The sequence below is a fragment of the Hyphobacterium lacteum genome (genome assembly GCF_036330345.1).
GTDB lineage: Bacteria > Pseudomonadota > Alphaproteobacteria > Caulobacterales > Maricaulaceae > Hyphobacterium > Hyphobacterium lacteum.
The window spans coordinates 473,272-495,591 of sequence record NZ_JAZDRP010000001.1; the positions used below are offsets into that span (position 1 = coordinate 473,272).

The window sequence follows — 22,320 nt, forward strand, 5'->3', positions numbered from 1 at the left end:
TGATGAGCCATCGCATCCACAAATTCTCCTCGCTCTCGCGTCCGCTGGAACCGCAATATCCGACCAATCTGGCGGTAATCATTCTATTGCCAGCCATCGCCATTGGCCTTTTTGCCTGGCTGGCGATCGGCGGTGCCGGTATGGCGGCTGCCGCCTCGTCGGCAATCCTGGGGATGCTGGCCGCCTTTGTCGGCTGGGCACTGGGCCGCGAGATGGACCCCGATCACAACGCCACGGCCTTCATCGCCATGGCGCTGACCGTGCTGGCCGCAGGACTTGGCTATGACTTCGACGTGCTGAGCGCTGCAGCGCTGCTGTTCGCAGTGCGAATCGTCAACCGCACGGTCGGGCCGCAAGCCCGCACCGGCGACATCGTCATGCTTTTCCTGTTCAATCTCGGCGCTCTTTTTATAGACGGCGCCTGGTGGATGCCCTTCATTTCCGCGGCCGCTCTGGCCATCGACGAGGTTTTCGAGCGCAGCAATTTGCCCCAGCGCATAACAATGCTGATGCTTGTGCTGATTGGCGCGCAAGCGCTGCTGGTCGGCGAACAGGCTGACCTGTCAGCGCACGAAACGCTGATCCGCGGCTGGATCGTGACGGTGGTGGTGATCACCATTCTGGTCGCGGCCAATATCCCGGGAACCACAGAAATCCGGGCCAGAATGGATGCTGTGGACGCGCCCTGTCAGGCACGCCGCGTGCAGGCCGGCATGGCAATCCTTCTGGCTGGCGGGCTGGCCAGCCTGCTGGGCGGTCAGCAAGGACTGACGGAAGCCGTGGCGGTCTGGGCCGTTCTGGCTGCCAGCCTTGTCGGACGCAATATCAGCCTGGAAAAATCGGACGAAGCCTAGCGGTCCGCCCAGGCCAGACCATCCGGTTCGTCACCGGTCGGAATCTGAGCCGATACCGTGCGGGTTTCCGTATCGATCACGGTGACAAAGTCATCTTGCGTATTGGCAATGAAGGCCCGGTCACCATCGGGTGAAATCAGAATGCCGATCGGCACCGCGCCGACATCGATCGTGGCCAGCAATTCACGGCTTTCCGCATGGAAGACCGCTACCTGGTTGGACGTACCGTTCGAGATGTAGACTTCTTCACCGTTGGGCGTGAAACGCGCGCGGATCGGCAGTGTCCCGCCCGAAGAGAAGGTCTCCAGAACCGTGTCGGTCGCCACATCGATCACCGAAATCGTATTGTCGGCACGATTGGTCACCCAGACTTCGGTGCCATCCGGCGACACATCAATCCCTTCAGCCCCTGCCCCTGTCGGCACCGTCATCACGTCATTGGACAGGCGATCAATCACCGTGACCGAACCGGATCCGATATTGGCGATATACAGCTTTGAGCCATCCGGCGTCGGCACCAGCTGGTGAGAAACGCGCTGGCCGGTCTCCCAGACATTGGTGATCTCGCCCGTCGTGGCTGAAAGTTCGATGACCGTTCCGCTGGTCTCCGTGGTCGCCCAGACATGGTGGCCATCAGCAGACACCCAGATGCCGTGCGGGCCACGATTGCCCTGCAACTCCCACACATCGGTGCGCGTGGCGCTGTCCAGATCGACGACCGAGATCGTCGTACCCTGTGCGCTGCCATAGTCCGAGACATAGGCGGTGGCACCGTCCGGGGAGACGTAGACTTCGTGCGGGTTGACCCCGACCGACACATCGCCGGCGCTCTCATAGGACGCCGCATCCAGGATCGAGATCGTGTCATCGCCCTTGTTGACGATAATGATCTGATCATCCGCCAGCGCACCGGTGGCGCTGATGATCGCGGCAAGGCCTGCATAGGTCAGTTTCATGTCGGTACTCCCCGTCTCGTGTTGCGGCAGACTTGTGGTCGCACAAGGCCGGATTCAAGAGGCGGCAGATCACGGCTTTGCGAACTGGCCGGACAGCGTGTATTTTCCGCCACATGACGGCCATCTCGCTCTCCGATGCCCTGACCCGCGAGGAATTGCGGGACATGTCGCGCACCGCCAACTGGCGCGGCGCGCTGATGCTGGGCGGGGATTTCGTCCTGCTGATTGCGGCGTTTGCACTGGCGATCTGGTCACCATGGCTTTCGCCGGTTTCGGTGCTGATCATTGCCGGGCGCCAGCTGGCATTTGCCATCGTCATGCATGATTGCGCGCACCGCTCGCTGTTCCGGACGAAATGGCTGAACGAGTTTACCGGTAAATGGATTGGCGGCGCCTCTATCGATGCGCCCTTCCTCGCCTATCGCGACTATCATCTGAACCATCACAAATATGCCGGCACACCCGATGACCCTGACCACGTGCTGGTCGAAGGCTATCCCGTGACGAAGGACAGTCTGCGCCGAAAGTTCATCCGCGATTTCACGGGTCAGACCTTCGTGAAGGAGCTGGTCTTTTCCTGGAAGGACGCGACTTTCACGGGAAAGCTGCCCTTTCTGGTGTTCCAGGCTGTGATGATCGGCGCGCTATGGCTCGCCGGCGCCGTCTGGGCGATCACCCTGTGGTGGGCGGCCCGGATCTTCGTCTTCCCGGCCATCATGCGCCTGCGCAATATTGGCGAGCACGGCGTCGCGCTGGACCGCTATGATCCGGAGCCCCGGCGCAATACGCATACGACGCGGGCGAGCTGGCTCGAGCGGCTGACCGTGGCGCCCAACCACGTCCACTATCATCTCGAACATCACATGTTCGCTGCGGTCCCGCCCTATCATCTGCCGCGCCTGCACCGCACCCTGTCCGAGCGCGGCTATTTCGAGGGCTTCGACTGCGTCAGTCCGGGCTATGGCACGGTTTTGAGGAAAGCGGTACGGGCCTAAAGCGGAATATTATCGTGCTTCTTCCAGGGATTTTCGCACTTCTTGTTGGCCAGTGTCCGTAGCGCCTTGATCAACCTTATGCGCGTATTGCGCGGCTGGATGACGTCATCAATATAGCCACGGCCCGCGGCCACGAACGGGTTGGCGAAGCGGTCCTCATATTCCTTGACGTGTTCGGCCATCTTCGCCTCATCGCCCAGATCCGCGCGATGAATGATCTCGGCGGCGCCCTTGGCGCCCATCACTGCGATCTCGGCGGTCGGCCAGGCATAGTTCACATCGCCGCGCAGATGCTTCGAACTCATCACGTCATAGGCCCCGCCATAGGCCTTGCGGGTGATGACGGTCAGCTTGGGCACGGTGGCCTCGGCATAGGCGAACAGCAGTTTCGCGCCATGCTTGATGAGGCCGCCATATTCCTGCTTGGTGCCGGGCAGGAAGCCGGGCACGTCCACGAAGGTGACGATCGGAATGTTGAAGGCATCGCAGAAACGCACAAAGCGGGCGCCCTTGCGGCTAGCATCAATGTCCAGCACGCCGGCGAGGCTCATCGGCTGGTTGGCCACAAAGCCCACAGGCTGACCATCCAGGCGGCCGAAACCGACCACGATATTCTTGCCATAGTCCGGCGCGATCTCGAAGAAATCGCCCTCGTCCGCCGTCTTCTCGATCAGCTCGACAATGTCATAGGGCTTGTTCGGGTTCGGTGGCACCAGCGAATCCAGGCTGGGCTCTGACCGGTTCGGACTGTCATAACTCGGGCGCACGGGCGGCTTTTCCCGGTTCGACAGGGGCAGGAAATCGACCAGCCGGCGCATCTGCACCAGCGCTTCCAGATCATTGTTGAACGCGCCATCGGCGACGCCGGATTTCTTGGCATGGACGGAGGCGCCACCCAGATCCTCGTGACTGACCTCCTCATTGGTGACGGTCTTCACCACGTCCGGCCCGGTCACATACATGTAGGAGGTGTCTTTCACCATGAAGATAAAGTCGGTAATTGCCGGGGAATAGACATCCCCGCCCGCGCACGGGCCCATGATGACGGAGATTTGCGGCACCACGCCGGACGCCAAAGTGTTCTGCAGGAAGATGTCGGCATAGCCGGCGAGCGAGGCAACGCCTTCCTGGATACGCGCACCGCCGGCGTCGAAAATGCCGATCACCGGTGCGCCGTTCTGGATCGCCGCCTTCTGGATCTTCACGATCTTCTGGGCATGGGTCTCCGATAGCGAACCGCCGAACACGGTGAAATCCTTGGAGAAGAGATAGACCAGGCGGCCATTGATTGTGCCATGGCCGGTAACAACGCCATCGCCGGGGATCTTTTTGTTCGCCATGCCGAAATCGGTACAGCGGTGCTCGACGAACATGTCCCATTCCTCGAACGAGCCTTCGTCCAGCAACAGCTCGATACGCTCGCGCGCGGACAATTTGCCCTTCTCGTGCTGTTTCTCGATCCGTGCCGCACCGCCACCCTGACGCGCGCGTTCGCGCCGGTTTTCCAGCTCTTCAAGGATGTCCTGCATGAATGCCCCTCTTGGCGTCTTCACTTTGCGGCTCAGTTAGCACTGTCCGCATACGAAGGGCAATTTCCGTCCTGCTACTGGAAGGGGTTCAGCTTTTTCAGGAAATACTGCAGCCCGCCGCGATTTTCCTTGCGGTCGAGCTCTTCCTGCGAGGTCAGGAATGTGGTCTGAACCACATAGCGCTCACCCTCGAACGGCAGATGACCATGCCAACTGTCATCGGAACGCAGGAAGGCAAAGACATAGCCCTCCAGCGGCGGCACTTCTTCGGTGTAATCCTCGAAATCCTCCTTGCCGTTGAGGACGCGGATACAGCCCGCGCCCGTCCCGTCCCAATCGGGATTGAGATAGGTCAGCATGGTCAGGATTTTGGATTTTGAATCATTGTGGATCGGCCCGTCGGACTTCTGCGACAGGCGGCGCACGGTGATCATGCGCGGCTTGTCGGTGAAATCGACGCCAAATTTCTCGGTCAGTACTTCGGCCAGTTCCGGAGAGTTCAGATCCTCCATCAGGCGCTGAAAGGCGCCCGACGATTCCAGCTTGGACAGGGGCAGATAGCCGGGCTTATCGATGGCCGGATAATCCTTGCGGACCTCGGCCGATTCCTCGGACGAGAGCGCATCCTTCGCGATGAAATAGCTGTAGGGCGAGGTCTTCACCTCGGCTGACCGAAGCACATCAAAATCGAAAATTCCGCCCGGACCCGACTTGGCCATCGCGATGACTCCCAAAGCTGTCCGACCTAGATACCGCTCAAAAGCCGGAAATCAAAGTGCGGCAAGAAGCTGCCCGATGGCCAGGCATTCGCCTTCCAGACGTTCGGCGCGCTTTGACGCCTCGGCATCCTCGCCCCAACGCTCGATCTGGTAATCCTCATCCACCCGGCTGGCCTTGAAAATATCGGCAGACGTGGCCCGTCCTTCGACCAGGGCCAGCCCCAATACGGCCGATGTGGTCAGCGCCGTCGCCTGTCCCAGCGCCGTCAGCCGCCAGCTGTCATAGGCGCCAGCGCGGGTTTCCAGCGCCGCCAACGCCTCAGGCATGGTCTCCGCCGGCATGATCCCTGACACCGCTGGCAGCCGTGCGCCCAGCTCGGCTTCGGCCCAGTCGAGATAGGGGTCCCAGCATTCCCGCTGGCGGGCGGCGAGCTCGGCTTCCTCCGCGCGGTGACGCAAGAGATCGGTACCGGCATATTTCAGAACTTCAGCGATCACTGCATCGCGATTGGCCGCAGCGCTATCGATGGCGCCATGCGCCAGCCGGGTCACCGGCATGGTGAAAGGATCAATCCGCTCACCCTGGGCCTCCCATTCCGCCGCCATGATCTCGGCCAGCGCCCTGGTTGGCGCAATCAGCCCGTTTTTCATTGGCGTCTTGATACCGCGCCCGTCCAGCAGAACGGTCCAGCCGCCCTCAGCCTCACCAATGCTCACCGCCTTGTAGAAACGCTTGGGCAGGCTGTCCTCGCGGCTGGGGAGCTTTACGCCCTCTTTCATCTTGTCACTCATGCGGCCATCTCACCGAAAGCGGCCAGCCCTCGTTCCAGACACGCGAAATCTTCGTGTACCGAATGCGCGCCGGCGGCGTCCAATTCCTCTGCCGTATGGAAGCCCCAGGCGACGCCAGCCGCCCGCACCTTCGCATTCCGCGCCATCTGGATGTCATGCGAGGAATCGCCGATGACGATCGTTTGATGGGCCTCCGCGCCGGTTTCATTCATGGCTTCAAGCACCATGCGCGGATTGGGCTTGCCCGGCCCGGTGCAGCTGGTGTTCAGCGTCACAAACAATCCGTGCAGATCATGGGTATCCAGCACATGGTTCAGTCCCCGCCGCGGCTTGCCGGTGGTCACGCCGAGCAGCCAGCCATCCCGGTCCAGCCTGTCCAGCAAGTCGCGCGCACCGGGATAAAGCCCCTCGGTATGAGTGCCGTCTGCCCGGTTACGCACAAAGATTTCCCGGAAGGTGTTGGCGACCTTCACGGCGCCTTCCGGCGGATAATCCTCCGGCAACAGCATCGGAATGGCCTCGAACAATTCAATGCCGACAATCTGGCGGACCTGATCATAGGAACAGCCCGGCAATCCGTTGACCCGGAAGGCCTCGTCCATGGACTCGGCAATCAGCGCCCGGGAATCGACCAGCGTTCCGTCCAGATCAAACAGGGCCAGCTTCAGCCCGCTCATGACAGCAGCTCCGCGATTTCGCCTTCATCGACATGGCCCAGTTCAAAGCCCAGCGCCCTGAAGCTCTTTTCCATGTGCGGCGGCAGCGGCGCTTCCAGCACCAACGGCTTCTTGCCCAGCGGCAGCACCTGCCGCCGCGCATGCAGATGCAGCTTGCCGGACAGGTTTTCCGGCGCCTCGCGATGGCTGGTATATTTGCCATCGCCGACGATCGAGTGGCCGATCAGCGAAGCATGAACCCGCAACTGGTGTGTCCGGCCGGTAATCGGCCGCATGGCGATCCAGCTGGCTTTCTGCCCGGCCTCGGCGACCACGGTATAGCGTGTCAGCGCATGCTGGGCGCCGGGCTCGCCATGTTCGGCGGGCATCATCTGCTCGCGCCCGTGCGCACCGCCCGTATCCTTTTTCAGGAAGCCCTTGATCTCGCCCGTCTTGGGTTTGGGTACTCCTGCGACGATCGCCCAATAGGTTTTCTCGGATTCGCGCGCGGCAAAGGCTTTGGCCAGCTTGGCCGCGGCAGCCGGCGTTTTTGCCGTCACCAGAACGCCGGATGTGTCCCGGTCCAGCCGGTGCACCAGTTTCGGCTTCTGTTCGCCCTTGCCGAAAGCCGCCAGCAGCCCGTCGACATGCCGCACAGTCCCGGAACCGCCCTGCACCGCCAGCCCGGCCGGCTTGTTGAAGGCGATGATGTCATTGTCCTGATAGATCACCAGTGACCGGATGAACTCCGCGTCCTCCCGGCTGATGCCGGGTTCGGGCTTTTTCTCTTCCGGTTCAGGCAGCGGTGGAATGCGGATGGACTGGCCAGCCTCGACCTTGGTGTCAGCCTTCGCCCGCCCGCCATCGATGCGGATCTCGCCCTTGCGCAGGGCTTTCTGCAAGCGTCCGTTAGGCACATGCGGAAACTTGCGCTTGAACCATTTGTCCAGCCGCGCCCCGGCTTCGCCCGGCTCGACAATCAGGGTCTGGACGCCGCTCATGCGAACAGTCTCCGTGCAATCATGAGGCCTGCAAACAAAGCCAGAATGGAAAGGATCACTGATGCCAGCACATAGCCGATGGCATCGCCATAGGCGCGCCGTTCGATCATCACCACCACATCCAGTGAAAACGCCGAAAACGTCGTGAACCCGCCCAGAATGCCAACAGCAAAGAAAGCCCGCAGCTCATTGGCATCGGCACGTCCGGCTTGCGCCAGCCAGCCGATGAAACCGCCCATCACAAGGCCGCCAATCACATTCACGGCGAATGTGCCATAGGGCCAGTCCGGCCCCACCGCTCGCAGAAAGGCCTGCCCGGTCAGATGCCGGCTGACGGCACCGATGGCGCCACCTGCTGCGATCAGAAGAAGATTGGTCATCGTTGCGGGAGATATTGGAGTTACGCGCGGGGTGCAAGCGCACGTCATCCATGCATTTTTGCATAGCCGACATGGCGTAACGTCGATTGTGCATCCAAATGAGCGGCTTAAGTCATCTCATATCTGTCGGCACCAATGACCGGCACCATAACAAGGATAAAGATAATGGATCGATTGAGCGCAACTCTCGCAGCTGTCCTGCAATTCGGACTGGTCGTCGCCGTTTTTGGCGGCATGGCCGTCGCCGTTCTGCCGACGCTGGCATAAGAGTTAAAACGGGGAGCCAACGCTCCCCGTTTTCATATCCGGATCAGTCTGCCGGTTTGGCCAGGAAGGCCAGAACCAGCATCAATACGGTCGCGACGATCACAATCATCGCCCCGATCCCGGCCATCATGCCGAACTGGTCCGTCGGATTTCCACCGTAGAGGTGGAACAAGGCATAGATAATCACCGCAGTTCCCGCCTGGTGCAGGCCCAGCTGGATCCAGGCCAGAAGCCCGGAGCCGATCGACCAGACGCGATTGATAATCCCCCACAAGACAGACAAGACGCCACCCACCAGCATGATATGCGCATGGGTCGGCATCTGGCCGTGATCCTGGCTGCGGCCCATATGCTCGCCGAGCAGCATGCCGCCGATCAGCCAGAGCAATCCTGCAATCAGGTAAATTCGATCAACTTTCATGGAAATCTCCCCTATTCCCGGCATCGGGATAGGGCAGTTCGCTGCGGTCATAAAGCGGAATCTAGGGTTCGATCGTCCGGACCGCGTAATACTCCTGGTTCCACATCAGATAGAGCAGCCAGGCCGGCACGCCGGTCGTCTCGCGCAGATAATCCGCCTGCGAGGCATGAATCCGCCAGGCGCGGGTCTTGAGTGAAGCATCCACATCCAGCGCGAAACCCGGATCCGGTTGAAGGTCGGCCACCCGGGCATAACGTTCGCCACCAAAGCGGCGCGATCCCGGCCGCGAATTGAGCGTATAGGCCAGTGTCACGGCTTCTCCCCGCCGGCTGGCATAGCGTTCGGTTGCCGCCAGTGCTGCCCTTCCCATAGCCATATGATCAGGGTGCAGCGAAACACCACTCGGCGGATGAAAGGTCACCACAGCATCGGGCTCAAGCCGTTCGAGTTCTTCCAGAACACGGGCCGCCAGCTGCGCATCGCTCATCGCCTCGGGTACACCGCCATCAGGCAGCCCCAGAACCACCTGCTCGTCCAGTCCCAGCGCAAATCCGTGCCGGCGCAGCTCTCCTTCGCGAACCACGCCCAGATGAGCCTGATCGACAATCTCCGGAAATTGCGTGCCCGCTTCGCCGCGCGTCGCTGTGATCGTGGCCACGAATGCGCCCTCTTCCACCGCGCGGCTGATCAGCTCGGTCGCGGTGATTTCGTCATCAGGGTGGGCGAATACCAGCACGATCCGCTGTGCATCCAGCGCTTCGGTAACGCTGGAGACCACGTCAACATCCGGCTCCTCGAACAGGGACCGGCCATACCAGAGCGCCGCCTGTGACCCGACCAGCAGGACAATGGCCAGAACGATGGCCGAGAATATGAGCCCTCTGATCATTTTCTCCTCCGCTGCTCACGCAATTTCCGCCAGTTCGCCAGCCGTTCACCGATCGCCGCCTCGCGGCCCCGGTCGGTAGGTTCATAGAAGACCGGCCGGTCTTTCATAGTGTCGGGGAAATAGTCCTGTCCGGAAATCCCGCCCTCGACATTGTGATCATATTCATAGCCGTCGCCATAGCCCTCATCGCGCATCAGACGCGTGGGAGCGTTCAGGATGTGTTTGGGCGGCGCGAGGCTGCCGGTTTCGCTCGCGGCCTTTCTGGCGGCCTTGTAGGCCGAATAAACGGCATTCGACTTCGGCGCGCAGGCGAGATGCACCACGGCCTGCGCAAGCGCCAGCTCGCCTTCCGGCGAACCCAGAAAGTCGTAGGTCTCCTTGGCCGCCAGAGCGGCATGGATCGCGGTCGGGTCCGCCAGGCCGATATCTTCGTTCGCCATACGCACGATACGCCGCGCGAGGAAAAGCGGATCCTCGCCGCCCTCCAGCATGCGTGCCAGCCAGTAGAGCGCCGCATCCGGATCCGAGCCACGCACCGATTTGTGCAGGGCGGATATCAGATTGTAGTGCTCGTCGCGGTCGCGGTCATAAACCGGCGCGCGCCGCTGAAGGTAGGTGGACAAATCCGCTGGCGTCAGCGGTTCGTCGCGATCGAGCGCGAACAGCTCCTCCACCAGATTGAGCAGATAGCGGCCATCACCATTGGCTAGTTCGAGCAGAGCAGTCCGCGCATCGGATGTGGCTGGCAGTTCGCGGCCTAACTCCGCCTCCGCGCGCTGAACCAGCAATTCCAGCCTGTCGGCTTCCAGCCGCTTCAGAACCAGAACCTGCGCACGGGACAACAGGGCCGCATTCAGTTCAAAGCTGGGATTTTCTGTTGTCGCCCCGACCAGCGTGATCACGCCTTCCTCCACCACGGGAAGGAATCCGTCCTGCTGGGCGCGGTTGAAACGATGGATCTCGTCCACGAAGAGCAACGTCCCCCGGCCAGCCTGCCGGCGGGCACGTGCGCGCTCGAAGGCTTTCTTCAGATCCGCCACACCGGAGAACACGGCTGACATCGGCTCGAATTCAAGTCCCGACTCGTCAGCCAATAGCCGTGCGATTGTGGTCTTCCCGACCCCCGGCGGGCCCCAGAGCACGATGGAGGCAAACCGCTTCTGCTTGCGCATCCGCGCAATCGGCCCTTCCCCCTTCAGAAGATGATCCTGACCGACCACCTCGTCGAGGCTCCGCGGACGCAACCGGTCCGCCAGCGGACGCGGTGCTTCATTTTCCAGACCGGCAGCTTCGAAAAGTGAGCTCATGGGTGTAGTCTAGGCGTGATCCGGGAGGGACGCACCATGAAGAAAGCGGTTGCGCCATATCTGAGCGTCCGTGACGGCGCCGCGGCCATCGAATTCTACAAGCTGGCTTTCGCCGCCGAGGAACTCGAACGCTTCGATCATGAAGGCAAGGTCGGACATGCCACCCTGCGCATCAACGAACATGTCCTGATGCTGGCTGACGAGTTTCCCGACATGGAGGAACTGATCGGCAATGTCGCGCCGCCAACGCTGGGCAACCGCACGACCTTCACCATCAATCTGACGGTCGATGACGCGCAGACATGGTTTGATCGGGCCGTTGAGGCCGGAGCCGAAGTGATCCGCCCGCTGACAGAAGAATTCTTCGGCCGGCACGGAAAGCTGCGCGATCCGTTTGGCCATGTCTGGAGTGTGGTTCAGCTGAACCCGGACCGCAGCGCCTAAAGCTGTAATGTCCGCTCCAGCAAGCGGCCCCGGCGCTCGATCGCGACGGGCCAGGATTTCAGATCATCCTGCCCTTCAATCAGGCTTTCGACATCGTCGATTTCCTCGATTCGCGTGCCCAACAACTCGATCACTCGGTCACCCGGCCGGAAGCCGAAATAATCCGCCGCCGAGCCACGCTGGACGTTCAGAACGACCACGCCGCGCGCAAACGGATCAAAGCCAACCGCTTCGTTGAAGGCCGGAGAGAGTTCAACCAGTTCCACACCGGCCAGCGGGTTGCGGCCTTCAATAGCCTGCCGCAAGGGCTCGGTCGATCCCGGCGCTTCCTCGACCGGCACTGAAATCGTACGCTCACGGCCGTCCCGCAGGACGGTGAAGTCCGATTCACTGCCCACGGCGTTGATCGCATAGCGGAAGCGTGCGCCGGGCTCGTCATTCACATCCACATCATCAATCGCCAGAATGATATCACCCTGCTGCAGACCGGCTTCATCAGCGGCTGCGCCCGGATAGATATCCGCCACAAGCGCTCCGCGCGGGCGATCGAGACCCAGGGAATTGGCGATATCGCCGGTTACCGTCTGCAGACGGGCGCCCAACCAGGGCTGGACCAGCTCGCCTTCGGTCAGAGCCGCATCAACAACGCGGCGGACCATTTCAACCGGAATGGCAAAGCCGATCCCGTTGGAACCACCCGAGCGCGAATAGATCGCCGAATTCACGCCGATCAGATCGCCATCCATATTCACCAGCGCGCCACCGGAATTGCCCGGATTGATGGCCGCATCGGTCTGGATGAAAAAGGCAAAATCGGTAACACCAACCTCGGTCCGCGCCAGCGCTGATACGATACCGGAGGTCACGGTCTGACCGACGCCGAACGGATTGCCGATCGCCAGCACCAGATCACCGACCTCCGCATTGCCCGGCTGGGCCAGCATCAATGTCGGCAAGGGTTCATCGGTTTCGATCCGCAACACGGCCAGGTCCGTGCGCTCGTCCGCCAGCAGGACTTCCGCGTCGAACTCGCGGCGATCGTGCAGGACGACCCGCAATTCATCGGCGCCTTCGACAACGTGGTTATTGGTAACGATGACACCCGTGGAATCGACAATCACGCCGGACCCCAGTGCGCTTTGCTGCTGGGGGCCGCGGCGGCCCAGGAAACGCTCGAAGAAAGGGTCCATCTGCCGCTGCACCGTACGGGTCGTGAAGACATTCACAACGGCCGGCGCGGCATCACGGACAATCGGCGCGAAAGAGAGCTGCATCTCGGCCTGGCTGGCCGGCACTTCGCGGAAGCTCTCATCGGCCAGTGTTTCCGCCTGTACAGCTGCCTCCTCTTCCAGGGCGACAACCTCGTCCTGTGCATGACAGGCAGTGGCGAGGAATGCGGCTGAAGTCAGAAGCGTCAGTGCAAAGCGTGTCATCTCATCCTCCCGGATTGTCCCTGGACCCTAGATAGGAAAAAGGCGGCCTCTCGAAAAGAAGCCGCCCTGTCCTGAATTCGCAATGAATTGAAGATTACTCTTCAGCAAACTCGTCCATTTCGGCCACACGGGCCCGATCGGCAGCACCACGTGCTTCCGGATCGCGATCGACCAGTTCGATCACGGCCAGCGGCGCATTGTCGCCATGGCGGAAGCCGGCCTTGAGAACGCGCGTATAGCCGCCATTCCGCTCGGAATAGCGCGGGCCGAGCGTTTCAAACAGCTTGCCGACCTGTTCGACATTGCGGACTTTCGAGATCGCCTGACGGCGAGCGTGCAGATCGCCGCGCTTGGCCAGCGTGATTAGCTTGTCCATGAACGGCTTCAGCTCTTTCGCCTTGGGCAGGGTCGTAACGATCTGCTCGTGTTCGATGAGCGAAGCGGCCATGTTGGCAAACATGGCTTTGCGGTGCGAAGTGGTGCGACCGAGCTTGCGGTGTGCGATGCCGTGGCGCATGGCGGTATCTCCAAATGGTCTGGATCAGAGGGGCTTCACAGCCGCCCGGATCAGACGTTTTCCTCGTATTTCTTGGCGAGATCCTCGATGTTCTCCGGCGGCCAGTTCGGCGCTTCCATGCCCAGGTGCAGACCCATCTGAGCGAGAACTTCCTTGATCTCGTTGAGCGATTTGCGGCCGAAATTCGGCGTCCGCAGCATTTCTGCCTCGGACTTCTGAATCAGGTCGCCGATATAGACGATATTGTCGTTCTTCAGGCAGTTGGCCGAACGGACCGACAGCTCCAGCTCGTCGACTTTCTTGAGCAGCGCCGGGTTGAAGTCCAGCTCCGGACGATCATCCTCGGCCGGACGGGCCTCAACGGCTTCCTCGAAGTTGATGAAGATCTGGAACTGGTCCTGCAAGATCCGCGCGGCAAACGCCACAGCGTCTTCCGGCGTGACCGTGCCATCGGTTTCGATGTCCAGGATCAGCTTGTCATAGTCGAGAACCTGGCCTTCGCGGGTGTTCTCCACGCGGTAGGCCACGCGCTTCACCGGGCTGTAGAGCGAGTCGATGGCAATCAGGCCGATCGGTGCATCTTCCGGACGGTTGCGCTCGGCCGGGACATAGCCCTTGCCACTGTCGACGGTCAGCGTGAAGCGGATCTCGGCGCCCTCATCGAGCGTGCAGATCACATGGTCCTTGTTGACCACTTCCACATCGGCCGTTTCCTCGATGTCACCAGCGGTAACCTCGCCCGGACCGGACTTGCGAAGAACGACGCGCTTTTCACCTTCGGAGTGAACGCGCAGCGCCACGCCCTTCAGGTTCAGCACGATATCGGTGACGTCTTCGCGCACACCCGGGATGGACGAGAACTCGTGCACCACGCCATCAATCTGGAGCGAGGTGATCGCGGCGCCCTGCAGAGAGGACAGCAGCACACGGCGCAGGGCATTGCCCAGCGTCATGCCGAAGCCGCGTTCCAGCGGTTCCGCGATGATTGCCGCGCTGCGCTCCGGGTCATGGCCCGGCTTCACTTCGGGTTTCATCGGACGGATGAGTTCTTGCCAGTTCTTCTCGATCACGGGTTAGACCCCTTTTCCTCGCGCGCCCAGACGGACAGCCGCCGGCGCGAATTCAAATGTGTTCCAATTCACCCCTCAGATGAGGAGCAATTAGACCCGGCGGCGTTTCGGCGGCCGGCAACCATTGTGCGGGATCGGCGTGACGTCACGAATGGACGTGATCGTCAGACCGGCCGCTTGCAGAGCCCGAAGCGCCGACTCACGGCCGGAACCCGGACCGGAAACGTTCACTTCCAGCGTCTTCATACCGTGATCCATCGCCTTCTTGGCAGCTTCCTCGGCAGCAATCTGCGCCGCGTACGGCGTGGATTTGCGCGAGCCCTTGAAGCCGTTCGCGCCAGCCGTCGACCAGGAGATCGTGTTGCCTTGCGCGTCGGTAATGGTGACTTGCGTGTTGTTGAAAGACGCATTCACGTGCGCAACACCGGACGTGATGTTCTTGCGCTCGCGGCGCTTCATGCGCTCAGGTGCTTTAGCCATCGTCTAACCCGCCTTATTTCTTCTTGCCGGCAATCGGCTTGGCCGGGCCTTTGCGGGTCCGGGCGTTGGTGTGAGTGCGCTGACCGCGAACCGGCAGACCACGGCGGTGACGCAGACCGCGATAGTTGCCCAGATCCATCAGGCGCTTGATGTTGACAGCGACTTCACGGCGAAGGTCACCTTCCACCATGTAATCACGGTCGATCGTTTCGCGGATCTGGATGACTTCCGCGTCCGAGAGTTCGTTGACACGCCGCTCAGAGGCAATGCCGACTTTCTCGCAAATCTCTTTTGCCTTCGCGGGACCGATCCCGTGAATGTAGCGAAGCGCGATTTCCACGCGCTTGTTCGTCGGAATGTTGACGCCGGCAATACGGGCCACAATGCTCTCCTTACCTCAATTCGCGCCAAACGCGGACGGTGAACCCCTCCCCGGCTTTCGCCGGACAAGAAATCGCCGCCCTTTTCGCGAAGGGCGCTATCTATATTGTCCGCCTACCCCCCGTCAACCGGGCAGTTTGCGGGATTTCATTAGCCGTCGAGGGCTGTGGCAATCGAAGCGGCAACCGCTTCGACGCTTCCCATCCCGTCGACTTCAACGACCTTGCCCTGGCCCGTGTAGTAAGGGATCAGCGGCGCGGTCTGATTTTCGTAGACATCAAAGCGGTTGTTGAAGACCTCGACCGTATCATCGGCGCGGCCCTGTTCGGCGGCGCGCTTCTCTACCCGCTTGGTCAATTCTGCACGGTCCACAATCAGGCGAACCACTTTCTCGATCTTCGAATCGCGCCCGGCCAGCAGCTTGTCCAGCGCTTCAGCCTGGGCGACGGTGCGCGGAAATCCGTCAAAGATCGCTCCGCCCGCAGCCTCGGCTTCCGGCAGACGCTCCTCGATCAGCTCGATCACGATCTCGTCTGAGACCAGCTCTCCGGCATCCATGATCGCCTGGACACGTTTGCCCAGGTCGGAACCGGCAGCGATCGCAGAACGCAGCATGTCACCCGTCGACAGCTGTACCCAGCCGCGGGTTTCAACCAGCAGCTTGGCTTGCGTGCCCTTGCCGGCATTCGGCGGTCCGAACAGGATAATGTTCATCGGTTCCGGCCCCGAAGACGCTGCTTCTTGATCAGCCCCTCATATTGGTGAGCCAGAAGGTGCGACTGGATTTGCGTCACCGTATCCATGGCAACGGACACCACGATCAGGATCGAGGTCCCGCCCAGGGCAAACGTCACCACGCCCGCCGCGCCACCGGTCAGGACTTCCGGTATCAGGCAGACGATCGCCAGATACAGGGCCCCGACCACCGTCAGGCGGGTCAGAACATAATCGAGATATTCAGCCGTCCGCTTGCCCGGACGGATGCCCGGCAGGAAGCCGCCATACTTGCGCAAATTCTCGGACACTTCTTCCGGATTGAACACGATCGACGTGTAGAAGAAGGCAAAGAAGATTACCATGCCGCCATAGAGCGCGATGAAGAGCGGCTGGCCGCGGCCCAGCTGCGCTGCAATCAGCTGCAGCCATTCAGGACCGGTCGATGCCCACATATTGGCAACCGTTGTCGGCAACAGCAGAAGCGACGTCGCGAAAATCGCCGGAATAACACCCGCCGTGTTCAGCTTCAGCGGCAGGAAGGACGTGTCGCCGCCTACCATGCGCTGGCCCTGCTGGCGCTTGGGATACTGGACCAGCAAACGGCGCTGTGAGCGCTCCATGAAAACGACGAATACGAAAGTTGCCAGCATCAGCGCCAGGATACCCAGCAGCGATCCGCCGGAAATCTGACCCTGACGGGTCTGTTCAAACAAACCGTAGAGCATGCCCGGGATAACCGTCACGATACCGGTGAAAATGATCAGCGAGATACCGTTACCCACGCCACGCGAGGTAATCTGCTCACCCATCCACATCAGCAGCATGGTCCCGCCGACAAAAGTCAGCGTGGTGGTCACAAGGAAGAACATGCCCGGATTCAAGGCAATCGTGGCGCCGCCGGAACCCGGCTGCATCATCGACAGGGCAATCGCCCCGCCCTGCACCGTTGCCAGCAGCACGGTGAGGTAACGCGAATACTGGTTGATCTGCTTGCGGCCCTGTTCGCCACCTTCCTTCTTCATCTTCTCCAGCGACGGAACCGTCGCGGCCATCAGCTGCATGATGATGGACGCCGAAATATACGGCATCACATTCAGCGCAAAGATGGCCATCCGCTCGACGGCACCGCCGGCGAACATGTTGAAGATGGAAAGAATGCCGCCCGATTGCTGCTGGAACACCGACGCATACTGGACCGGGTCGATACCCGGAACCGGAATGTAGGTTCCCAGACGATAGGCAACGAGAACGGCCAGCGTGAAGAAGATCCGCTGCTGCAGCTCCTTGGCCTTCGCGAAAGACGCGAAGTTGATATTCGAAGCAAGCTGTTCAGCAGCAGAAGCCATGTTTTGTCCTCGCGAAGCTGCGGATTATTCCGCTGCGGCGTCAGATTTCGCGGCCTTCGGTGCAACAACCGTGACTTTGCCACCTGCTTTTTCAACAGCGGCAATCGCGGCTTTGGTCGCACCGGCGACCGTGATCTCTACTTTGGACTTGAGGGCGCCTTTCGCAAGGAGGCGCACACCATCCTTTGCACGGCGGATCACGCCGGCAGCAATCAGAGCCTCGGCATCGATCGGCTTCTTGGCGTCGATCTTCTTGTCCGCAATCGCAGCTTCCAGACGGCCGATATTCACTTCGGCGAAAGCCAGGCGGTTCGGCTTGTTGAAGCCGCGCTTCGGCAGACGCATGTGAAGCGGCATCTGACCGCCTTCAAAGCCCTTGATAGCCACGCCCGAGCGCGACTTCTGACCCTTGACGCCACGGCCACCGGTCTTGCCCTTGCCGGAACCGATACCACGGCCGACGCGGGTGCGGGACTTCGTGGCCCCTGCGTTATCGCGCAAATCATTCAGACGCATGTCTCATTCTCCTTCGATGGAGCGGCCCGCGGCCTACTCCTCGACGATTTCCACCATGTGCGACACCTTGCGGATCATTCCGCGGATCGCCGGCGTATCTTCAAGTTCACGCGTCCGGCCAACCTTGTTCAGGCCCAAGCCTTTCAGCGTGTCGTGCTGTTCCTTCGGACGGCGAATAGGGCTTCCCGTCTGACGGACCTTCAGGGTCTTCTTCGCAGCCATGATCAGCTCTCCAGCGCTTCCGGAGCCGAAGCACCGTCATTCCGGCGGTTGACCAGGTCAGCCACTTTCATGCCGCGCTTGGCAGCGATCGCACGCGGGCTTTTCTGATGCTTGAGAGCATCAAACGTCGCGCGGATCATGTTGTACGGGTTAGAGGTGCCGGTGGACTTGGCCACGACGTCCTGCACACCCAGGGTTTCCAGAACCGCGCGCATCGGACCGCCGGCGATAACACCGGTCCCCGGAGGCGCAGCGCGGAGCACGACCTTGCCGGCGCCGTGACGGCCCGGAGAATCGTGGTGCAGCGTGCGGCCTTCGCGAAGCGGAACACGAACCATGTTCTTCTTGGCTTCCTCGGTCGCCTTGCGGATGGCTTCCGGCACTTCGCGTGCCTTGCCCTGACCGAACCCGACACGGCCCTTCTGGTCGCCAGCGACAACGAGCGCGGCAAACTGGAAGTTCCGGCCACCTTTCACCGTCTTGGCGACGCGGTTGATGTGAACCAGCTTGTCGACGATTTCGTCCTGCTGATCCTCATCCCGGTCACGACGCCGTCCACGGCCGCGGTTTTCTTCATTACGAGCCATAAACCGCTCCCTTAAAAGTTCAGACCACCTTCACGCGCCGCATCGGCCAGAGCCTTGATGCGACCGTGAAAGATGTAACCGCCGCGATCGAAGACAACGTCCTTGACCCCGGCCTTGGTGGCGCGTTCCGCCAGGCGCTTGCCGACACCGGCAGCTGCGTCGACATTCGCACCGGACCCCTTGGTGTCCTTCTCGGCCGTGGAGGCCGAAGCGATGGTGACGCCCTGCTTGTCGTCGATCAGCTGCGCATAGATGTGCTTCGACGAGCGGAAGACCGACAGCCGAGGACGGCCGCTGGCTACCTTGCGGAGCTTGATCCGGTTGCGCTGCGCCCGGCGCTGCATTTTTTCGCGTGAGCTTTTCATGATCGTCGCGCCTACTTCTTCTTGCCTTCCTTGCGGCGGATATACTCGCCCTGATACCGCACGCCCTTGCCCTTGTAGGGTTCCGGCTGACGGTAACGGCGGATTTCCGCGGCAACCTGGCCAACTTGCTGCTTGTCTGCACCCGTGACGACGATTTCCGTCGGCTTGGGAGCCTGGATCTGGATACCTTGCGGCGGCTCGTAAACCACATCGTGGCTGAAACCGAGCGACAGCTTCAGGTTCGAACCCTGCATCTGCGCACGATAACCAACACCCTCGAGCTCCAGCGTCTTGCTGAAACCGTCGGATACGCCGGTCATCATGTTGGCGATCAGCGCACGGGTCATGCCCCACATGGCACGGGCCCGCTTGCTGTCATTCGCCGGCTTGACCTCGATACCGTCATCGCCTTGCGACAGGGTAACGTCTTCAACCACGGTCAGGCTCAGCTCGCCCTTCGAACCCTTCAGGGTGAGGTCGCGGCCATTGAGGCGGACTTCAACACCGGAAGAGACAGGAACCGGGAGTTTTCCGATACGTGACATGGATCGTGCTCCCTAGCTGACCTGACAAAGGATTTCGCCACCGACATTCTGCTCGCGAGCGGCAGCATCGGACATCACACCCATCGGGGTAGAGACGATCGCGATACCCAGGCCGTTCGAGATCAGCGGCAGGTCCTTCACCTTTGAATAAACACGGCGCCCCGGCGTCGAGACCCGGCGGATCTCGGCGATGACGGGTTCGCCTTCGAAATACTTCAGCTCGATTTCGAACTCGCGCTTGCCATCGGCATGCTCGACTTCGGAATAACCGCGAATGAAGCCTTCATCCTGGAGCACATCCAGAACGCGCTTGCGCAGATTCGAGGCCGGTGTCGTGACAGAGGTCCGGTTACGCATCAGCGCATTCCGGATCCGGGTCAGCATATCACCGAGAGGATCATTCATAGACATTTCTCAATCTCTCCCGATCACCAGCTCGACTTGACCATGCCCGGGATAAATCCGGACGAGGCCAGTTCGCGCAGTGCAATCCGCGACATCTTCAGCTTGCGGTAGAAACCCCGCGGACGGCCCGTCACTTCGCAACGATTGCGGATACGGGTCGGTGCGGAATTCCGCGGCAGCTGGGCCAGCTTCAGCTGAGCAGCAAAACGCTCCTCAACCGGCTTGGACTGATCGCGCGCGATCGTCTTCAGCTCGGCCCGCTTGGCCGCATACCGCTCGGCCATTTTCTGACGCTTGCGGTTGCGCTCGACAGCACTTGTCTTCGCCATTTACTTCCTCCTGCGTGCGGAACCACCTCGGTTCCGCCCTCCTGTTGCGTCAGTTCGAAAACGGGAAATCGAACTCTGCCAACAGGGCTTTCGCCTCTTCATTGGTTTTCGCGGTCGTGCAGACCACAATGTCCATCCCCCGGATCTTCTCGACCTTGTCGTAGTCGATCTCGGGAAACACGATGTGCTCTTTCAGGCCCATGGCGTAGTTGCCACGGCCGTCAAAGCTCTTGCCGTTCAGACCACGGAAGTCGCGAACGCGCGGCAGCGCAATCGTGACCAGGCGGTCCAGAAATTCATACATGCGGTCCTGGCGCAGCGTGACTTTCACGCCGACATTCTGGCCGTCACGAAGCTTGAAACCGGCAATCGAGTTGCGCGACTTCGTCTTCACCGGCTTCTGACCAGCGATCAGCATCAGATCTTCGTAGGCACCGTTGATCTTCTTGGAGTCCTGGGCAGCTTCACCCACACCCATATTGATCACGACCTTGTCGATCTTCGGGATCTCCATCGGGTTCGCATAACCGAACTTTTCCTTCAGGCGATTCCGGATCTCTTCGCGGTACTTGGCGCGCAGACGCGGTTCGTATTCTTTTACATCAGCCATCGATGACCTCACCGGATTTCTTGGCCACGCGGACCTTGCGGTCGCCTTCCATCTTGAAACCCACGCGCGTCGCTTCGCCGGTCTTCGGATCGGCAAGCGCCACGTTCGAAACGTGGATGGGCGCTTCTTTGGTCTCGATGCCGCCAGCAGACGTCTGGGTCGGGCGCTGATGGCGCTTCACCATGTTGACGCCGCGGACGATGACGCGGTTTTCGGACGGGATCGACTTGACGACTTCGCCAGTCTTGCCCTTGTCGCGGCCCGTCAGGACAACGACGTTGTCGCCCTTTTTGATCTTGGCAGCCATGACTACAGAACCTCCGGAGCCAGCGACACGATCTTCATGTGGTTCTTGGCGCGAAGTTCGCGCGGAACCGGTCCGAAGATACGGGTGCCGATCGGCTCTTGATTGTTATTCACCAGGACAGCCGCGTTGGAGTCGAAGCGGATCACCGATCCGTCCTTACGCTTGATGTCCTTGGCAACGCGCACCACGACGGCGCGGCGCACTTCACCTTTTTTGACGCGGCCACGCGGGATCGCTTCCTTGACCGACACTACGATGATGTCGCCCACATGAGCGTACCGGCGCTTGGCACCGCCGAGAACCTTGATGCACTGCACACGGCGGGCACCGGAATTATCGGCGACGTCCAGATTGGATTGCATCTGGATCATATCGATCCTCCTTCAAAAGGCTGACCCCGGCGCTTACGCGTCGGCGGTGACAACCTCCCACCGTTTGGTTTTCGACTTGGGCGCACATTCCTGAATAAAGGTCTGGTCACCCACTTTGAGGACATTGCCCTCATCATGCGCGTGATAGCGCTTGGAGCGGCGAACCGTCTTGCGGAGCAGCGGATGAAGAAATGTCCGCTCCACCTTCACGACGACGGTCTTGTCGCCCTTGTCGCTCACCACGACGCCTTGCAATACGCGTTTAGGCATCGCCTAGCTCCCTTGTACCGCTTGCGCTGCACGTTCGGCCTGGACCGTCTGGATGCGCGCGATCGTGCGGCGCACCTTCCGGAATTCGGACGTCTTCTCCAGCTGGCCCGAGGCCTGCTGGAAGCGCAGATTGAATTGTTCTTTTTTCAGCTTCAGGAGCTCGTCCTTCAGCTGATCGTCGCTCATCGCGCGGACATCAACAGCATCCATGACACTCACTCCTATTCGCCGATCCGGGCGACGATCTTCGTCTTCACCGGCAGCTTGGCTGCGCCCAGAGACAGCGCTTCACGCGCCACATTCTCGGGAACACCGTCAATCTCGAACATGATCCGGCCGGGCTTGACCTTGGCGGCCCAGAATTCTGGCGAACCCTTACCCTTACCCATCCGGACTTCCGTCGGTTTCTTCGACACCGGCACATCCGGGAAAATCCGGATCCAGACCCGGCCGGCCCGCTTCATGTGGCGAGTGATCGCCCGGCGAGTGGCTTCGATCTGGCGTGCGGTGACGCGCTCGGGCTCCATGGCCTTCAGGCCATAGGAACCGAAATTCAGCGAGAAGCCGCCCTTGGCTGCACCTTTGATGCGGCCCTTGTGCGCCTTCCGGAACTTGGTGCGTTTCGGTTGAAGCATTGTT

33 protein-coding genes are annotated in these 22,320 nt (G+C 60.9%); 3 read left to right on the plus strand and 30 right to left on the minus strand.

Translation table 11 applies throughout. From position 1 onward, the window contains the following. The first annotated feature begins 2 nt into the window (after nucleotides 1–2). Nucleotides 3–854 carry a hypothetical protein gene (locus V0U79_RS02285; RefSeq protein ID WP_330197840.1) on the plus strand — a complete coding sequence of 284 codons (852 nt, stop codon included), beginning with the start codon at nucleotides 3–5 and terminating at the stop codon, nucleotides 852–854. On the opposite strand, the gene V0U79_RS02290 is transcribed toward V0U79_RS02285, so the two are convergent. Beyond that, on the minus strand, nucleotides 851–1,810 hold the full coding sequence (locus V0U79_RS02290) for a beta-propeller fold lactonase family protein (protein ID WP_330197841.1): 960 nt from the start codon (nucleotides 1,808–1,810) through the stop codon (nucleotides 851–853). The two genes, V0U79_RS02285 and V0U79_RS02290, sit on opposite strands and share 4 nt — an antisense overlap. A gap of 113 nt (nucleotides 1,811–1,923) precedes the next feature. Between V0U79_RS02290 and V0U79_RS02295 the strand changes: the two genes are divergently transcribed. Next, on the plus strand, nucleotides 1,924–2,805 hold the full coding sequence (locus tag V0U79_RS02295) for a fatty acid desaturase family protein (protein WP_330197842.1): 882 nt from the start codon (nucleotides 1,924–1,926) through the stop codon (nucleotides 2,803–2,805). On the opposite strand, the gene V0U79_RS02300 is transcribed toward V0U79_RS02295, so the two are convergent. From V0U79_RS02300 to V0U79_RS02340, 9 genes are all read right to left on the minus strand, one after another. Further along, a complete protein-coding gene (locus V0U79_RS02300) occupies nucleotides 2,802–4,334 on the minus strand; it encodes an acyl-CoA carboxylase subunit beta (protein ID WP_330197843.1) in 1,533 nt (510 codons plus the stop codon). The genes V0U79_RS02295 and V0U79_RS02300 overlap by 4 nt on opposite strands. 74 nt (nucleotides 4,335–4,408) lie before the next feature. Beyond that, complete coding sequence (locus V0U79_RS02305) at nucleotides 4,409–5,053, minus strand: 2OG-Fe(II) oxygenase (RefSeq protein ID WP_330197844.1); 645 nt, start codon at nucleotides 5,051–5,053, stop codon at nucleotides 4,409–4,411. 51 nt (nucleotides 5,054–5,104) lie between these two features. Continuing rightward, a complete protein-coding gene (locus V0U79_RS02310) occupies nucleotides 5,105–5,845 on the minus strand; it encodes an ATP12 family chaperone protein (protein ID WP_330197845.1) in 741 nt (246 codons plus the stop codon). Beyond that, the gene (locus tag V0U79_RS02315; protein WP_330197846.1) at nucleotides 5,842–6,522 is read right to left on the minus strand and encodes an HAD-IA family hydrolase; all 681 of its coding nucleotides are present in this window, start codon (nucleotides 6,520–6,522) and stop codon (nucleotides 5,842–5,844) included. Before V0U79_RS02315 ends, V0U79_RS02310 begins: the two co-directional genes overlap by 4 nt. Beyond that, entirely contained in the window at nucleotides 6,519–7,502 is a 984-nt protein-coding gene (locus V0U79_RS02320) for an RluA family pseudouridine synthase (protein ID WP_330197847.1), read from the minus strand. The genes V0U79_RS02315 and V0U79_RS02320 overlap by 4 nt, the downstream gene beginning before the upstream one ends. Beyond that, complete coding sequence (crcB, locus tag V0U79_RS02325; RefSeq protein WP_330197848.1) at nucleotides 7,499–7,882, minus strand: fluoride efflux transporter CrcB; 384 nt, start codon at nucleotides 7,880–7,882, stop codon at nucleotides 7,499–7,501. The genes V0U79_RS02320 and crcB overlap by 4 nt, the downstream gene beginning before the upstream one ends. A 310-nt stretch (nucleotides 7,883–8,192) precedes the next feature. Beyond that, nucleotides 8,193–8,570 carry a hypothetical protein gene (locus V0U79_RS02330; RefSeq protein ID WP_330197849.1) on the minus strand — a complete coding sequence of 126 codons (378 nt, stop codon included), beginning with the start codon at nucleotides 8,568–8,570 and terminating at the stop codon, nucleotides 8,193–8,195. A 61-nt stretch (nucleotides 8,571–8,631) separates the two neighbouring features. Then, entirely contained in the window at nucleotides 8,632–9,459 is an 828-nt protein-coding gene (locus V0U79_RS02335) for a PIG-L deacetylase family protein (RefSeq protein WP_330197850.1), read from the minus strand. Then, nucleotides 9,456–10,766 carry a replication-associated recombination protein A gene (locus tag V0U79_RS02340; RefSeq protein WP_330197851.1) on the minus strand — a complete coding sequence of 437 codons (1,311 nt, stop codon included), beginning with the start codon at nucleotides 10,764–10,766 and terminating at the stop codon, nucleotides 9,456–9,458. Before V0U79_RS02340 ends, V0U79_RS02335 begins: the two co-directional genes overlap by 4 nt. A 36-nt stretch (nucleotides 10,767–10,802) precedes the next feature. Between V0U79_RS02340 and V0U79_RS02345 the strand changes: the two genes are divergently transcribed. Next, entirely contained in the window at nucleotides 10,803–11,210 is a 408-nt protein-coding gene (locus V0U79_RS02345; protein WP_330197852.1) for a VOC family protein, read from the plus strand. On the opposite strand, the gene V0U79_RS02350 is transcribed toward V0U79_RS02345, so the two are convergent. The 20 genes from V0U79_RS02350 to rplP all read right to left on the minus strand — a co-directional run bounded on the left by V0U79_RS02350 (nucleotide 11,207) and on the right by rplP (nucleotide 22,316). Next, a complete protein-coding gene (locus V0U79_RS02350; protein ID WP_330197853.1) occupies nucleotides 11,207–12,643 on the minus strand; it encodes a DegQ family serine endoprotease in 1,437 nt (478 codons plus the stop codon). The genes V0U79_RS02345 and V0U79_RS02350 overlap by 4 nt on opposite strands. Nucleotides 12,644–12,737: 94 nt before the next feature. Continuing rightward, nucleotides 12,738–13,160, minus strand: a complete 423-nt coding sequence (gene rplQ, locus V0U79_RS02355; RefSeq protein ID WP_330197854.1) for a 50S ribosomal protein L17 — start codon at nucleotides 13,158–13,160, stop codon at nucleotides 12,738–12,740. Nucleotides 13,161–13,210: 50 nt separating this feature from the next. Next, a complete protein-coding gene (locus V0U79_RS02360; RefSeq protein WP_330197855.1) occupies nucleotides 13,211–14,230 on the minus strand; it encodes a DNA-directed RNA polymerase subunit alpha in 1,020 nt (339 codons plus the stop codon). 90 nt (nucleotides 14,231–14,320) lie between these two features. Next, nucleotides 14,321–14,710 carry a 30S ribosomal protein S11 gene (rpsK, locus tag V0U79_RS02365; RefSeq protein WP_330197856.1) on the minus strand — a complete coding sequence of 130 codons (390 nt, stop codon included), beginning with the start codon at nucleotides 14,708–14,710 and terminating at the stop codon, nucleotides 14,321–14,323. A 13-nt stretch (nucleotides 14,711–14,723) separates the two neighbouring features. Then, entirely contained in the window at nucleotides 14,724–15,092 is a 369-nt protein-coding gene (gene rpsM, locus V0U79_RS02370; RefSeq protein ID WP_330197857.1) for a 30S ribosomal protein S13, read from the minus strand. A gap of 149 nt (nucleotides 15,093–15,241) precedes the next feature. Then, nucleotides 15,242–15,805 carry an adenylate kinase gene (locus tag V0U79_RS02375; RefSeq protein ID WP_330197858.1) on the minus strand — a complete coding sequence of 188 codons (564 nt, stop codon included), beginning with the start codon at nucleotides 15,803–15,805 and terminating at the stop codon, nucleotides 15,242–15,244. After that, the gene (secY, locus tag V0U79_RS02380; RefSeq protein WP_330197859.1) at nucleotides 15,802–17,154 is read right to left on the minus strand and encodes a preprotein translocase subunit SecY; all 1,353 of its coding nucleotides are present in this window, start codon (nucleotides 17,152–17,154) and stop codon (nucleotides 15,802–15,804) included. Before secY ends, V0U79_RS02375 begins: the two co-directional genes overlap by 4 nt. A 24-nt stretch (nucleotides 17,155–17,178) precedes the next feature. Then, nucleotides 17,179–17,670, minus strand: coding sequence for a 50S ribosomal protein L15 (gene rplO, locus V0U79_RS02385; RefSeq protein ID WP_330197860.1), 492 nt, complete (start codon nucleotides 17,668–17,670; stop codon nucleotides 17,179–17,181). A 33-nt stretch (nucleotides 17,671–17,703) separates the two neighbouring features. Next, on the minus strand, nucleotides 17,704–17,892 hold the full coding sequence (gene rpmD / locus V0U79_RS02390) for a 50S ribosomal protein L30 (RefSeq protein WP_330197861.1): 189 nt from the start codon (nucleotides 17,890–17,892) through the stop codon (nucleotides 17,704–17,706). A gap of 2 nt (nucleotides 17,893–17,894) precedes the next feature. Then, on the minus strand, nucleotides 17,895–18,479 hold the full coding sequence (gene rpsE / locus V0U79_RS02395) for a 30S ribosomal protein S5 (RefSeq protein WP_330197862.1): 585 nt from the start codon (nucleotides 18,477–18,479) through the stop codon (nucleotides 17,895–17,897). Between the two features lie 11 nt (nucleotides 18,480–18,490). After that, nucleotides 18,491–18,847, minus strand: a complete 357-nt coding sequence (gene rplR / locus V0U79_RS02400) for a 50S ribosomal protein L18 (protein ID WP_373696426.1) — start codon at nucleotides 18,845–18,847, stop codon at nucleotides 18,491–18,493. An 8-nt stretch (nucleotides 18,848–18,855) separates the two neighbouring features. Further along, nucleotides 18,856–19,389, minus strand: coding sequence for a 50S ribosomal protein L6 (gene rplF, locus V0U79_RS02405; RefSeq protein ID WP_330197864.1), 534 nt, complete (start codon nucleotides 19,387–19,389; stop codon nucleotides 18,856–18,858). Between the two features lie 12 nt (nucleotides 19,390–19,401). Further along, nucleotides 19,402–19,800: a 30S ribosomal protein S8 gene (rpsH, locus tag V0U79_RS02410; protein ID WP_330197865.1), complete on the minus strand. Its 399-nt coding sequence runs from the start codon at nucleotides 19,798–19,800 to the stop codon at nucleotides 19,402–19,404. A 17-nt stretch (nucleotides 19,801–19,817) separates the two neighbouring features. Further along, nucleotides 19,818–20,123 carry a 30S ribosomal protein S14 gene (gene rpsN / locus V0U79_RS02415; protein ID WP_330197866.1) on the minus strand — a complete coding sequence of 102 codons (306 nt, stop codon included), beginning with the start codon at nucleotides 20,121–20,123 and terminating at the stop codon, nucleotides 19,818–19,820. Between the two features lie 49 nt (nucleotides 20,124–20,172). Continuing rightward, the gene (rplE, locus tag V0U79_RS02420) at nucleotides 20,173–20,733 is read right to left on the minus strand and encodes a 50S ribosomal protein L5 (protein WP_330197867.1); all 561 of its coding nucleotides are present in this window, start codon (nucleotides 20,731–20,733) and stop codon (nucleotides 20,173–20,175) included. Next, entirely contained in the window at nucleotides 20,726–21,040 is a 315-nt protein-coding gene (rplX, locus tag V0U79_RS02425; RefSeq protein WP_330197868.1) for a 50S ribosomal protein L24, read from the minus strand. The genes rplE and rplX overlap by 8 nt, the downstream gene beginning before the upstream one ends. A 2-nt stretch (nucleotides 21,041–21,042) precedes the next feature. After that, a complete protein-coding gene (gene rplN / locus V0U79_RS02430) occupies nucleotides 21,043–21,411 on the minus strand; it encodes a 50S ribosomal protein L14 (protein WP_330197869.1) in 369 nt (122 codons plus the stop codon). 33 nt (nucleotides 21,412–21,444) lie between these two features. Further along, nucleotides 21,445–21,681 carry a 30S ribosomal protein S17 gene (gene rpsQ / locus V0U79_RS02435; protein WP_330197870.1) on the minus strand — a complete coding sequence of 79 codons (237 nt, stop codon included), beginning with the start codon at nucleotides 21,679–21,681 and terminating at the stop codon, nucleotides 21,445–21,447. Nucleotides 21,682–21,684: 3 nt separating this feature from the next. After that, nucleotides 21,685–21,891 (minus strand): 50S ribosomal protein L29, encoded by a 207-nt coding sequence (gene rpmC, locus V0U79_RS02440; RefSeq protein ID WP_330197871.1) that lies wholly within the window; start codon nucleotides 21,889–21,891, stop codon nucleotides 21,685–21,687. 11 nt (nucleotides 21,892–21,902) lie between these two features. Beyond that, the gene (gene rplP / locus V0U79_RS02445) at nucleotides 21,903–22,316 is read right to left on the minus strand and encodes a 50S ribosomal protein L16 (protein ID WP_187167625.1); all 414 of its coding nucleotides are present in this window, start codon (nucleotides 22,314–22,316) and stop codon (nucleotides 21,903–21,905) included. Nucleotides 22,317–22,320: the final 4 nt, after the last annotated feature.